This window comes from Streptomyces sp. NBC_00459, assembly GCF_036013955.1.
Classification (GTDB): domain Bacteria; phylum Actinomycetota; class Actinomycetes; order Streptomycetales; family Streptomycetaceae; genus Streptomyces.
In genome coordinates this window covers 3,528,714-3,541,620 of record NZ_CP107903.1, presented here as the reverse complement: position 1 = coordinate 3,541,620, position 12,907 = coordinate 3,528,714, and the positions used below count along the sequence as shown (strand labels likewise).

Here is a 12,907-nt window from a genome sequence, read left to right as displayed (position 1 = left end):
CTCATCGTCTTGGAGCCCGTCATCGTCCAGCCCCTCACATCCGGAAGACGCCGAACTGGGGTTCGCCCAGTGGCGCGTTGGCGCAGGCGGTGAGCGCGAGACCGAGGACCTGGCGGGTTTCGAGGGGGTCGATGACCCCGTCGTCCCAGAGTCGGGCGGTCGCGTAGTAGGCGTTGCCCTGGCGCTCGTACTGCGCGCGGATCGGGTCCTTGAAGGCGTCCTCGTCCGCCGCCGGCCAGGACTCCCCACGCCCCTCAAGCTGGTCCCGCTTGACGGTCGCGAGGACGGAGGCCGCCTGCTCGCCGCCCATGACCGAGATCTTGGCGCCGGGCCACATCCACAGGAACCGCGGCGAATACGCCCGGCCGCACATCGAGTAGTTCCCCGCGCCGTAGGACCCGCCGACCACGACCGTCAGCTTGGGCACGCGCGTGCAGGCCACGGCCGTGACCATCTTGGCGCCGTGCTTGGCGATGCCACCCGCCTCGTAGTCCCGGCCCACCATGAAGCCGGAGATGTTCTGGAGGAACAGGAGAGGGATGCCGCGCTGGTCGCAGAGTTCGATGAAGTGGGCGCCCTTCTGGGCGGATTCGGAGAACAGGATGCCGTTGTTGCCGATGATCCCGACCGGGTGGCCGTGGATGCGGGCGAAGCCGGTGACCAGGGTCTGCCCGAACTCGGCCTTGAACTCCGAGAACCGGGAGCCGTCGACCACGCGCGCGATGATCTCCCGTACGTCATAGGGGGTGCGGGAGTCGACGGGTACCGCGCCGTAGAGCCCGTGGGGGTCGACCTTGGGCTCGACGGAGGGCTGGACGTCCCAGGGCAGCGGCCCGCGCGCGGGGAGGGTGGCGGCGATGTTGCGGACGATGCGCAGGGCGTGCGCGTCGTCCTCGGCGAGGTGGTCGGTGACGCCCGACACGCGCGCGTGGACGTCCCCTCCGCCCAGTTCCTCGGCGGTCACGACCTCACCCGTGGCGGCCTTCACCAGCGGGGGGCCGCCCAGGAAGATGGTCCCCTGGTTGCGGACGATGACGGCCTCGTCGCTCATGGCCGGGACGTAGGCGCCGCCCGCGGTGCACGATCCGAGCACGGCGGCGATCTGCGGGATCCCGGCGCCGGACATCCGCGCCTGGTTGAAGAAGATCCGCCCGAAGTGGTCACGGTCGGGGAAGACCTCGTCCTGCATGGGCAGGAAGGCGCCCCCGGAGTCCACCAGGTAGACGCACGGAAGCCGGTTGTCGAGGGCGATCTCCTGTGCGCGCAGATGCTTCTTGACGGTCATCGGGTAGTACGTGCCGCCCTTGACGGTGGCGTCGTTGGCGACGATCACGCACTCACGCCCGCTGACCCGCCCGATCCCGGCGATGACACCGGCGGCCGGCGCCTGCCCCTCGTACATCCCGTCGGCGGCGAGGGGGGCGATCTCCAGGAAGGGCGACCCGGGGTCGAGGAGCCGGTCGACGCGCTCCCGGGGAAGCAGCTTCCCGCGCGCGGTGTGCCTCTGCCGGGCCTTCTCGCCCCCGCCCAGCCGAGCCGCGGCCAGCTTGTCGTGCAGTTCCCCGACCAGCGCGCGATGGGCCGCCTCGTTGGTCCGCCAGGCCTCCGACGCGGGGTCCGCCGCGCTGTGGAGCTCCGGTGCCTCCTGCATTCTGCGGTCCCCTAACCCAGTGGTCGGCCAGTGGTCGTCCAGTGATCAGGCGACGGTCGACCGGTTAATGAGCGTTAACGTATTTCCCTCAGGTTAACGACCGCTAACGTCCCTGTCTAGAATCATTTGCATGGCCACCAGAACCGACGCCCCGACCCGCCGCGAGCAGATCCTCAAGGAGGCCGCGAGGCTGTTCGCCGAGCGCGGTTTCCACGGCGTGGGCGTGGACGAGATAGGGGCGGCCGTGGGCATCAGTGGCCCCGGCCTCTACCGCCACTTCCCGGGCAAGGACGCGATGCTCGCCGAGCTGCTGGTGGGCATCAGCGGCCAGCTCCTGACCGGCGGCAAGCGGCGGGTGTCGGAGGCGGACGGGAACCCGGAGGCGCTCCTCGACTCCCTCATCGAGGGGCACATCGACTTCGCCCTCGACGACCGTCCACTGATCACCCTCCACGACCGCGAACTGGACCGCCTGCGCGACAGCGACCGCAAGCTGGTGCGCCAGCTCCAGCGGCAGTACGTCGAGCTGTGGGTGGAGGTGGTCCGGGAGGTCTACCCGGAGCTGACGGAACCGACCGCGCGCTCGGCCGTCCACTCCGTCTTCGGCCTCCTGAACTCGACCCCGCACCTGGGCCGCCCGGGCGCGCTGCCGGGCCGGGGTGTCACGGCAGGCCTGTTGCACCGGATGGCGAGGGGCGCCTTCGCGGCGGCGGGTGAGCCGGGAGCGTGACGAGCGTTACGGCCCAACTCCACTGGACGCGGCTTCGTACTCGCCGGTACGGTTGATCTGAGCAAGCGCTTAGGTGTTCGAGTCGAGGAGGCGGCGGTGCGCCGTACTGTGTTCAACGAGGACCACGAGGCGTTCCGGGAGACCATTCGCGCCTTCATCGAGGCCGAGGTCGTTCCCGTCTACGACGAGTGGTTCGCCGCCGGCCAGGCGCCGCGCGAGTTCTACTACAAGCTCGCCGAGCTGGGCGTCTTCGGCATCCGCGTCGACGAGGAGTACGGCGGCGCCGGCATCGACTCGTACAAGTTCGAGGCCATCCTGTACGAGGAGACCGCGCGCGCGGGTGTCTCCTTCGGCGGCTCCGGTGTGCACGTGCTGCTCGGTCTGCCGTACGTGAAGCTGCTCGCCACCGACGAGCAGAAGAAGCGTTACCTGCCGAAGTTCGTCTCCGGTGAGGAGATGTGGGCGATCGCGATGACCGAGCCGGGCACCGGCTCCGACCTCGCGGGCATGAAGACCACCGCCAAGCTGAGCGAGGACGGCACGCACTACGTCCTCAACGGCTCCAAGACCTTCATCACCGGTGGTGTCCACGCCGACCAGATGATCGTCTGTGCCCGCACCGACGCGCCCAGCGCCGAGGACCGCCGCCACGGCATATCCCTGCTCGTGGTGGACACCAAGTCCGAGGGCTACTCCATCGGCCGCAAGCTGGACAAGCTCGGCCTGAAGACCTCCGACACCGCCGAGCTGGCGTTCGTCGACGTCAAGGTGCCCGTCGAGAACCTCCTCGGTGAGGAGAACAAGGGCTTCTACTACCTCGGCCACAACCTCGCCTCCGAGCGCTGGGGCATCGCCTACGGCGCGTACGCGCAGGCCAAGGCGGCCGTCCGGTTCGCCCAGCAGTACGTCCAGGAGCGCGTCGTCTTCGGCAAGCCGGTCGCGCACTTCCAGAACACCAAGTTCGAGCTGGCCGCCTGCAAGGCCGAGGTGGACGCCGCCGAGGCCGTGGCCGACCGCGCCACGGAGGCGCTGGACGCCGGCGAGCTGACCCCGGCCGAGGCCGCCAGCGCCAAGCTGTTCTGCACCGAGGTCGCGCACCGCGTCATCGACCGCTGCCTCCAGCTGCACGGCGGCTACGGCTTCATGAACGAGTACCCGATCGCCCGCCTGTACGCCGACAACCGCGTCAACCGGATCTACGGCGGCACCAGCGAGATCATGAAGTCGATCATCGCGAAGGACATGGGCCTGTAAGGACCTGGGTTCGTAAGGACATGGGCCCGCAAGGTCCCGGAAATTACTGTTCCGTAGAAATGACTGTATGAGTCAGGCACTTCAGTCTCTCCTCGATCTGCTCGACCTTGAGCAGATCGAGGAGAACATCTTCCGCGGCCGGTCCCGGCCCGCCATCGTCCCGCGCGTCTTCGGCGGGCAGGTCGCGGCCCAGGCGCTCGTCGCCGCAGGGCGGACGGTCCCCGCGGACCGCCCCGCCCACTCGCTCCACTCGTACTTCCTGCGCCCCGGCGACCCCGGTGTGCCGATCGTCTACACCGTCGACCGCATCCGGGACGGCCGTTCCTTCACCACCCGCCGCGTCGTCGCGGTCCAGCACGGGCAGCCGATCTTCCACCTCTCCGCGTCCTTCCAGCGGCACGAGGAGGGCCTCGACCACCAGGCCCCGATGCCCGCCGCCCCCGACCCGGCGACCGTCCCCACGGCCGAGGAACAGCTCCCGCGGTACACGCATCTGAACCCGGCGGTCGTCGAGAAGTTCCTCCAGTCCCGCGAAGCCGTCGACCTCCGCTACGTCGACGACCCGCCCTACGGCAGGTTCGGCGAGCCCCGCGAACCGCGCTCCCAGGTCTGGTTCCGTACGAACGGCAAGCTCGGCGGCGCCGTAGACGAACCGCTGCTCCATGTCTGCCTCGCCACATACGTCTCCGACATGACGCTGCTCGACTCCATCCTGCTCGCGCACGGAAGGGGCGGCTGGGCCGTGGGCGACGTGGTCGGCGCGTCCCTGGACCACGCGATGTGGTTCCACCGCCCGTTCCGCGCCGACGAATGGCTGCTGTACGACCAGGAGTCGCCGTCGGCGTCCGGCGGGCGCGGCCTCGGCCAGGGCCGCATCTACACACAGGACGGGCGGCTGGCCATCACGGTCATCCAGGAGGGCGTGATCAGGGTCCCCCGCACGCCCTGATCAGGAGTTTCATCTTTTTTACTCGCCGAGAAGTTCGGCCTCGTTCAGCAGGAACGCCGTCAGCGGATCGTAGAAGCGCGGGCTCGTCACATGGTCGTCGAGCGGAACGGCCACCTGGAGGGTGCCTTCCGCCTCGGCCAGGAACAGCGCCGGGTCGTTGCAGTCGGCGTAACCGACGGAGTCGATGCCGTGCTGCGCCGCGTACCCCGCCCAGCCGTGGTCGGCGACGACCAGGTCGGGCAGCGGGCGGCCCGCGCGCTCAAGGCCCGTCAGGATCGCCCGCATCGGCTCGCCGGAGTGCGTGTGCCACAGCGAGGCCCCGTGCTCCAGCACCGCCACGTCCGCGAACTGGAACACGTACCCCTCGTCCGTCGTCAGACCGTCCGGGATGACGACGATCTCGCAGCCGGCGGCCCGCAACGCGTCGGCGGTGGCGCGGTGCACGTCGAGCAGGCCGCCCGGGTGGCCGGTCGCGAACAGCACCCGCTGCTGCCCGTCGGCCGCCTTGCGCAGCCGGGCCGCCAGCCGCTCCAGCGCGGCGACCGTCAGTTCGGGGTCGATGGTGTCCTGGCCGTACCGGTGTTCGGGATCGTCGTTCACGCCGACCCGTTCGGCCATCACCGCGAGCACGTCCTGCTCGTCGGCCCAGCGGTCGCCCAGCTCCAGCCCGAGCCAGTAGTGCCGTTCGCCGTTCGCCAGCTTGCGGTAGTGGGAGAGGTTGTTCTCGCGGGGCGTGGCGACATCACCCGCGATGCGGGTTCTCACAAGGTGATCGACAAGCTCGGCGCGGCTGGGAATCCCGGGTATCGGCATGCCTCCCATTGTGAGGCAGGCGACACCGCGAGCACCCGGACGTCCCGACCGCTGGGACGCAGGTCACGCCGCCTGACCATCGGGGACTACCACCTCAGTACTGCGTCAGCGCTCCTTCACTCCTGCTTCAGCGCGAACCACAACTCCATCCGTACGTCCGGATCGTCGAGGTCCGTGGCGAGCAGGGTCGCGCAGCGCGCGATCCGTTGCCGCACGGTGTTGCGGTGCACGGCCAGGGCGACCGCCGTACGGTCCCAACTCCCGTGCAGGGAGAGCCAGGTGCGCAACGTCTCGACCAGCGCCGGTGTCGCGGCGATCGGTGCGAGGAGCGCACGGGAGTGGGCCGTCGCGTCCGCCTCGGGGACGAGGTCCGACAGCGCGGGCCGCTCGCCGTGGCGGACCAGCGGGCTGCGGGTGGCCCGGGCGCGGGCCAGTGCGCGGGCGGCCTGGACGTCGGCGGCCGGCCACTCGCGCGGACCGGCCGGGGCGCTCATCCCGCAGGTCCAGCCGGGTTGCGGGGTGACTTCGCGATCGGCGGGCAGCAGGATCCGTACGACGTCCTCGTCGATGTCGACCAGCGGTGAACCGAACGCCGTGGCGAGCGCCGAGGCCGCCACCGGATCGGGCGCCGGCCCGTCGGGCGCCTCAGGCCGCGCGTGCAGCACCGCCCAGCGCTCGTCCCCGCTCCCGCCCCCGCCCAGCAGTGGCGCGACCGTCTCCGGGGCGGCCCCCAGCAGCAGCCGTACGAGGGCCGAGGAGCGGGCGGCGCCCGAGCCGCTCTGGTGTTCGCCGGTGAGGAGGGTGAGGAGCACGGCCGCCACGGAGGCGATCGTGTGATCGCCGGACGTACGTTCGGGAGTCGCGACGCCGAGCGTGAAGCCCCGGCCGGGGCCGAGCGCGTAGGCGGCGAGGTGGACGCCGGCGGTGGCGTCGGCGGCGGAGGCCGGGCCGGGGTCGGCCCGGACGACGGCCGCGAGCGCGGCCAGCGACTCGTGGGCGCCCGTCTCCCGCCCCGCCGCCGCGATCTCCGTCCCGTCCGGCCCGTACAGCACCGCCCGGCCGCCCACCCGCTGGGCCAGCCGGCGCAGCACGGACGGTACCGGGTCCGGGCGGGAAGCGGCGGCGGCCAGGCTCTGCTGGGCCTCCGTCACCCGGCGGAGCTCGGCCAGCCGGGCCTCGGCCATGAGCTGCCAGACCGCACGGGCCACGCCCGAGAACGTGGTCCGCGGCGGGACCTCGACGAGCGGCAGTCCCTGCGCATCGCAGGCCGCGACCAGCGCCCGCGGCACCCTGTCGTGCACCGGCGCCACCCCGAAACCGAGCGCCGAGCCGCCGCCCGCCACGATCCGGGCCACATAGCCGTCGAAGTACGCATCCGCATCCGTCTCCGAGCCGGCCGCCTCCGGGATGTGCAACCCGGCGGTCAGCAGCAGCTCACCGCCGAGCAGATACGGGTACGGGTCCGCCATCTCCGACACATGCGCCCAGTGGATCGCCGGATCGGGTGCGGTCGGACCCGCGATCCGGCGCAGGCCCAGGTCCTCATCGGCGAGAAGGGCGGAGAGCGGTACCGGGGGAGTGGGCGGGGCGGGAAGTGCGGGCGGCACGGAGGGCTCCGGCATGGCGGACACGATGGACATGGTGGATGTTCCATCCGTATGAGGCGCTGAGGATGGATGAAAAGTACACTTCTCGGGTCCGTTCCGGCCACCTAGTCTGGCGCGAGCGGCTCGCCGGTCACACCCGGCGCAGAGAGAGGGCGGAACGGTATGACCAGCAGTTACGAGGCGTTCGAGACGCCTCGCGGCCCCGTCGACTCGTCGCGCATTCCGAGGTACGCCGGTCCCGCGACCTTCGCGCGGCTGCCGCGCCTCGACGAGGTCGGCGGACGTGCGGATGTCGCGGTCGTCGGGGTGCCGTTCGACTCGGGTGTCTCGTACCGGCCGGGCGCCCGCTTCGGCGGCAACGCGATCCGTGAGGCGTCGCGGCTGCTGCGGCCGTACAACCCGGCGCAGGACGCGTCCCCGTTCGCACTCGCCCAGGTCGCGGACGCCGGAGACATCGCCGTCAACCCGTTCGACATCAACGAGGCCGTGGAGACGGTGGAGGCGGCAGCCGACGAACTGCTGGGCACGGGGGCGAGGTTGATGACCCTCGGCGGCGACCACACGATCGCGCTGCCCCTGCTCCGGTCGGTGGCGAAGAAGCACGGCCCGGTGGCCCTGCTCCACTTCGACGCGCACCTCGACACCTGGGACACCTACTTCGGCGCCGAGTACACGCACGGGACGCCGTTCCGGCGGGCGGTGGAGGAAGGCATCCTGGACACCTCCGCCCTCTCGCACGTCGGCACGCGCGGCCCGCTGTACGGCAAGCAGGACCTGGACGACGACGCGAAGATGGGCTTCGGCATCGTGACGTCGGCGGACGTGATGCGGCGCGGTGTCGACGAGGTCGCCGACCAGCTCCGCCAGCGCATCGGCGACCGCCCGCTCTACATCTCCATCGACATCGACTGCCTCGACCCGGCGTTCGCCCCCGGCACGGGCACGCCCGAGGCCGGCGGCATGACATCGCGCGAACTGCTGGAGATCCTGCGGGGCCTGGCGTCCTGCAACCTGGTCTCGGCGGACGTCGTGGAAGTCGCCCCCGCGTACGATCACGCCGAGATCACGTCGGTCGCGGCGTCGCACACGGCGTACGAACTGACGACGATCATGTCCCGCCAGATCGCACAGAAGAAGCAGGAAAAGGCAGCGAAGTGACCCACGACCACGACCTGGTGCTGAAGCCGACCACCGCTCAGACGGAGGCCGCGCTCAATCCGCCCCCCGGCCGCAACGGCGGAGACCTGGTCGTGGAGACCCTGGCCGGCCTCGGCACGACGACGGTCTTCGGCCTGCCCGGCCAGCACGCCCTGGGCATGTTCGACGCCCTGCGCCGCTCGGACCTCCGGTACATCGGCCTCCGGGTGGAGAACAACGCGGGTTTCGCGGCGGACGCGTACGGCAGGATGACGGGCGAGGCGGCGCCACTGCTGCTGTCGACGGGCCCGGGCGCGCTGACGTCACTGGCGGCGCTCCAGGAGGCGGCGGCGGCCTCGGCCCCGGTACTCGCGATCAGCAGCCAGATCCCAACTGCCGGACTGGGCGGCGGCCGACACGGCTACCTCCACGAACTCCCGGACCAGCAGGCGTCGTTCAGGGGTGTGGTCAAGTCGGTCCACACGGTCCGTACGCAGTCCCAGATCCCCTCGGCGATCGCCGACGCCTGGAAGTCGGCGCTCACGGCCCCGCACGGCCCGGTGTGGGTGGAGATCCCGCAGGACGTACTGATGGCGGAAACCCCGATTCCCGTGGTGACGGTCGGCGACGCCTTCCCCGAGGAACTGCTCCCGCGCCCCGAACTGACGGCGCTGGCAGCCCACTTGCTGTCGAACGCCGAGCGCCCGGCGATCATCGCGGGCGGCGGAGTCGTACGGTCGGACGCGTCGGGCAAGCTGAGGGCGCTGGCGGAGCGTCTCCAGGCGCCGGTGGTGACGACGTACGGCGGAAAGGGCGCGTTCCCGTGGACGCACCCGCTCTCGCTCCAGTCCTGGCTGGAGGACCGGCACATGACCGACTTCCTGGAGGACGCGGACGTGTTGTTGGTGGTCGGCTCGGGCCTGGGCGAACTCTCCTCCAACTACCACACGTTCAAGCCGCGCGGCCGGGTCATCCAAGTCGAGGCGGACCTGGGCAAGTTGGAGTCCAACCACCCGGCGCTGGGCATCCACGCGGACGCACGGTTGGCGCTGCAGGCGCTGCTGGAGACGGTGCCGACGGCGAGGGAGGACGAGACGGCGGGGGACCGGGTCCGAGGGGTGCTGGACCGGGTGCGGGAGCGCCTCGATGTGCAGCAACTCGATCTGGAACAGGGCATCTTGGGCTCGATCCGGGCGGCGCTTCCCTCCCGTTCCCCCTCCTTCTGGGACATGACGATCCTGTCCTACTGGGCATGGTCGGCCTTCGACCCGCGCGGCGCCAACACCATGCACTCGGCCCAGGGCGCGGGCGGCCTCGGCTACGCCTTCCCGGCGGCCCTGGGAGCGGCGGTGGCCGACCCGACGTACCCGGTCCTCGCGGTCTCGGGCGACGGGGGTGCGTTGTACGGCATCGCGGAACTGGCGACGGCCCGGCAGTACGACCTGAACGTGACGTGGCTGATCGTCGACGACGGGGGTTACGGCATCCTGCGCGAGTACATGACGGACGCGTTCGGAGCGGCTACGGGGACGGAGCTGGCGCGACCGGATTTCGTGGCGCTGGCGGAGTCGTTCGGGGTGCCGGGGGTGCGGACGTCGGCGGAGACGCTGGAGACGGACCTCGCGAAGGCGCTGGGGGAGCCGGGGCCGTCGGTGGTGGTGCTTCCGGTGGTGCTGCGGATGTTCGCTGCGACGCATTTGGGGTGACGGGCAGGCGCTACCGGGCGCTGGATGCCAGGTCGGAGGGCCCGTCGAACATCGCACGCGCGAGCGCGGCCATCGCCTAGGAGTCTTCGCTCAGGGGGGTCGAGAAGGACAGCGAAATGCCTCGCACCATGCGATCGAGCGCCACTTCTTCCAGGGTGCGCCCTTCCAAGAGCGCCAAGGTACGTAAGACTTGGGCTTCGCTTCCTGGGAACCCGACGGTGACGGTCACGGGGCATCTCCTCGGGTGCGCTGTCCGGTGTGATGTGTGTGTGGTGGGGGGCGATTCTGGCACGCCCGTCGCACGGGCGGCGCTCATCGCGGAAGCGCCAGTTCCACCCATGTCGCCTTTCCGATGCCGTGCCGGCGGGGGCAGCAGCCCCAGCGTTCCGCGAGGGCCTGTACGAGGGTGAGGCCGCGGCCGCCCTCGTCCTCGGGGCTGGCTTGTCGGGGCGCGGGCCGACGGGTGTTCGCGTCGGCGACCTCCACGCGCAGGCGTCCGTCGTACGTGGCGAAGCGCAGGCCGATCTCCCGGCCGGGCGGGGTGGAGGCGTGCCGCAGGGAGTTGGTGACCAGCTCTGAGAGCAACAGTTCCGCCGTTTCGGCCACTTCGCCGTCGATCTTCCAGTCGGAGAGCTGGGTGCGGAGCAGTTCGCGGGCTCGGGGGGCGCTGCGCGGGGTGTGGGGGAGCTGCCAGGTGGCTTCGGTGGCAGGGGAGTTGGGGGTGCTTTCGGGCATGAGGTCCCTCGCTTCCTCAAGTGCGATGCGTGTGCATCACCTCGCTCTCTGTAGCTTGAGGTGCATCTTGTCGATAGTGCAAGTGAAACACTTAAAGTTCAGTGCACCGTGTCATGGCTGGCTACTGTGGGTGTCTCACAGCTCACGACCAAGGGGTCAGGAATGGCGGTTGAACAGCATCCGACGGTGCGGCGCCGTGTGTTGGGCGCCAATCTGCGGCGGCTGCGGGAGAAACAGGGGCTCCTGCTTGAAGACGCTGCGGAGCACCTGAGTTGCCACGCCGCGAAGGTCAGCCGGATCGAGGCGGGGCGCAGTGGCATCCGCCAACTCGACTTGAGGGTGCTCCTCGACCTCTACGGAATCCGCGACTCCGCTGAACGCGAAGGATGGCTCTCGTTGGCCCGGGAGGCGCGCCGGCAGCGGTGGTGGCGGGCGTTGGAGGATCAACTTCCGCGTGATTTCCTCGACTTGATCGGCCTGGAGGAGGACGTCTCCCGGTGCCGTGGGTTTCAGCCCAGCATCGTCCCCGGTCTGTTCCAGACCGAGGCGTACGCGACCGCGGTCATTCAGGGCGGCCTGGCCGGCTCGTTGACCGAGGAGCAAAAGACCAAGGTCCGGATCCGGCTTGAGCGGCAGAAGGCGTTGACGCGTCAGGAACCGGCCCCTCTGGACGTCTGGATGGTCCTGGGGGAGGCGGCGCTACGGCAGTGCATCGGCGGAGCCGATGTGTTGCGCGACCAGTTGCTACATCTTGCCGAGTTGGCACAGCTTCCGAACGTAACTCTGCAGGTACTACCCTTCACAGCAGGAGCTTGCAAGGGCGGGATGCTCCCCTTCCTGCTCTACAGCTTCCCGGCTCCCGCGGAGTTGGAAGTGGTTCTCCTGGAGAACTTCACGAGCCACGCGTACCTGGAATCAGCCGAGGACACGACGCACTACAACAGCGTCTTCGACCACGTCCGGGCCACAGCGCTGAGTCCACTGGAGTCGGAGTCGGCCATCATGCGGGCGGCTAGGGGGTTGGCCCGCGTCTAAGAAAGAGAGCAGATGCCGTCGTCGCTTGCATCCGAGTGGTTCAAGAGCAGCTACAGCCAGCAGAACGGCGAATGCGTAGAAGTCCGCCTCCGGACGGCCGGTATCGACATCCGAGACTCGAAGAACCTGCCTGGCACTGCCGTTGCTGTCGGGGCCGTGGCATGGCTGTCGTTTCTCGCTGGGGTGGAACGGTTCGCGGTCGAGGGCTCGTAGCCCTGGTTGAAGCGCAGGATTCGCCGCTCCGCGAAGACGCCTGGCGTTGCGGGCGTGAGGACTGTCCTGGTCTGCAGGCTGGCTGACGGAGGGCCCCGACCGACCTCGAGTTCGCCTCGGTGCACTTCCGTCGGTCTCGGCCACGCTGTCGGCTGTCATCAGTCGCGTTGGCCTGCCTGAAGTGCGCTTCCCAAGCCACCAGCTTGGGAAGCTGCGGGCATTTGCGGTTGGTTCGGTTGCTGACCTGGGCGAACGGTCGGGACGCGGCCTCGACGGGCTCGCTGGCTTTCACCGTGATTCCCCGCTGTTCCCCGCTCCAACTGGTGCGCTTATGGTGCGGTCATCGTTGGCGTTCGGGTCGGTCTGGTGGCCCTGCAGGCCAGTGCCTCTGCAAGCGGCTCAGAGGTGCTGCTTGCCCGTGCTGACCAGCTGGCTGATGTCGTCACGAGTCTGCACTCTGAGAGTGTCGAGCTCGACTCTGCTGCTGGCCTTGGGCAGCGTCGTGATGTTGGCAAGCACTTCCTCCGCGGTCCGGCTCAACCTCTCGTCATCCGTGAGCATCTGCACCCGGAACAGGGCCTCCTGGGCGCTGGAGCGCAAGTCGTAGGCTCGGATACGCACCGTGTCGGCATCTTCCGGTGGCGGCTGCTCGTGTTCGCAAAACCAGAGGTGGACCAGGCAGCGGCGATAGTTGATCAACGTGCCGGCGTAAGCGGAGTAGGCGTCGAGTCGCTCCTGTCGGAGCTTCTCGCGTCGAGTGAACTGGTGGCTCCTGTCGGTGGTGCGCTGCTGGAACGCCAGAGTGACCCCCGAACCGAGCAGAGTTCCCAGAACGGCTATGGCGCTGGCGATGATGGTCTCCACACCCCAAGCTGATCACGCGGCGCCAGCTTTGGTGCGCCGTACAGTCAACCCCAATGCCCCAACACGCTTTCCAACTCTGCTGGTCGCCGTTCCTGGTGGTTCAGGGCCGTTCAGATCCTGCGTGCCGCCTTCTGCTGACACGGCTCTGAACGTGCGCGAACTGCCACGGATGAGACTGCCGTTGAGACTGAGCGCCAACATCAGGGGCACCAC

General features: G+C 69.7%; 13 protein-coding genes. 7 read left to right on the top strand and 6 right to left on the bottom strand.

From position 1 onward, the window contains the following. Positions 1–34: 34 nt before the first annotated feature. On the bottom strand, positions 35–1,651 hold the full coding sequence (locus OHN74_RS15215; protein WP_327695105.1) for a carboxyl transferase domain-containing protein: 1,617 nt from the start codon (positions 1,649–1,651) through the stop codon (positions 35–37). A gap of 130 nt (positions 1,652–1,781) precedes the next feature. Here OHN74_RS15215 and OHN74_RS15210 point away from each other — a divergent pair, with 130 nt between their 5' ends. From OHN74_RS15210 to tesB, 3 genes are all read left to right on the top strand, one after another. Next, complete coding sequence (locus OHN74_RS15210; RefSeq protein ID WP_327695104.1) at positions 1,782–2,381, top strand: SACE_7040 family transcriptional regulator; 600 nt, start codon at positions 1,782–1,784, stop codon at positions 2,379–2,381. 96 nt (positions 2,382–2,477) lie between these two features. After that, on the top strand, positions 2,478–3,635 hold the full coding sequence (locus OHN74_RS15205; RefSeq protein WP_327695103.1) for an acyl-CoA dehydrogenase family protein: 1,158 nt from the start codon (positions 2,478–2,480) through the stop codon (positions 3,633–3,635). A 67-nt stretch (positions 3,636–3,702) separates the two neighbouring features. Beyond that, positions 3,703–4,584 carry an acyl-CoA thioesterase II gene (gene tesB / locus OHN74_RS15200; protein ID WP_327695102.1) on the top strand — a complete coding sequence of 294 codons (882 nt, stop codon included), beginning with the start codon at positions 3,703–3,705 and terminating at the stop codon, positions 4,582–4,584. 18 nt (positions 4,585–4,602) lie between these two features. Here tesB and OHN74_RS15195 read toward each other — a convergent pair whose 3' ends face one another. Beyond that, positions 4,603–5,397, bottom strand: a complete 795-nt coding sequence (locus tag OHN74_RS15195; RefSeq protein ID WP_327695101.1) for a phosphatase — start codon at positions 5,395–5,397, stop codon at positions 4,603–4,605. 116 nt (positions 5,398–5,513) lie between these two features. Continuing rightward, positions 5,514–7,019 (bottom strand): PucR family transcriptional regulator, encoded by a 1,506-nt coding sequence (locus tag OHN74_RS15190; RefSeq protein ID WP_327700134.1) that lies wholly within the window; start codon positions 7,017–7,019, stop codon positions 5,514–5,516. A gap of 147 nt (positions 7,020–7,166) precedes the next feature. Between OHN74_RS15190 and speB the strand changes: the two genes are divergently transcribed. Together speB and OHN74_RS15180 are read left to right on the top strand one after the other, a co-directional pair. Beyond that, positions 7,167–8,162: an agmatinase gene (speB, locus tag OHN74_RS15185; protein ID WP_327695100.1), complete on the top strand. Its 996-nt coding sequence runs from the start codon at positions 7,167–7,169 to the stop codon at positions 8,160–8,162. Beyond that, positions 8,159–9,847 carry a thiamine pyrophosphate-binding protein gene (locus tag OHN74_RS15180; protein ID WP_327695099.1) on the top strand — a complete coding sequence of 563 codons (1,689 nt, stop codon included), beginning with the start codon at positions 8,159–8,161 and terminating at the stop codon, positions 9,845–9,847. The genes speB and OHN74_RS15180 overlap by 4 nt, the downstream gene beginning before the upstream one ends. 76 nt (positions 9,848–9,923) lie before the next feature. Here the strand turns inward: OHN74_RS15180 and OHN74_RS15175 are convergent, their stop codons facing one another. Together OHN74_RS15175 and OHN74_RS15170 are read right to left on the bottom strand one after the other, a co-directional pair. Beyond that, on the bottom strand, positions 9,924–10,076 hold the full coding sequence (locus OHN74_RS15175) for a hypothetical protein (protein WP_327695098.1): 153 nt from the start codon (positions 10,074–10,076) through the stop codon (positions 9,924–9,926). Between the two features lie 83 nt (positions 10,077–10,159). Further along, entirely contained in the window at positions 10,160–10,582 is a 423-nt protein-coding gene (locus tag OHN74_RS15170; RefSeq protein WP_327695097.1) for an ATP-binding protein, read from the bottom strand. Positions 10,583–10,744: 162 nt separating this feature from the next. On the opposite strand from OHN74_RS15170, the gene OHN74_RS15165 reads away from it, so the two are divergent. Then, positions 10,745–11,617 (top strand): helix-turn-helix domain-containing protein, encoded by an 873-nt coding sequence (locus OHN74_RS15165; protein ID WP_327695096.1) that lies wholly within the window; start codon positions 10,745–10,747, stop codon positions 11,615–11,617. 12 nt (positions 11,618–11,629) lie between these two features. Then, positions 11,630–11,830, top strand: coding sequence for a DUF397 domain-containing protein (locus tag OHN74_RS15160; protein ID WP_327695095.1), 201 nt, complete (start codon positions 11,630–11,632; stop codon positions 11,828–11,830). Positions 11,831–12,229: 399 nt separating this feature from the next. Here OHN74_RS15160 and OHN74_RS15155 read toward each other — a convergent pair whose 3' ends face one another. Beyond that, positions 12,230–12,694 (bottom strand): hypothetical protein, encoded by a 465-nt coding sequence (locus tag OHN74_RS15155; RefSeq protein WP_327695094.1) that lies wholly within the window; start codon positions 12,692–12,694, stop codon positions 12,230–12,232. Positions 12,695–12,907: the final 213 nt, after the last annotated feature.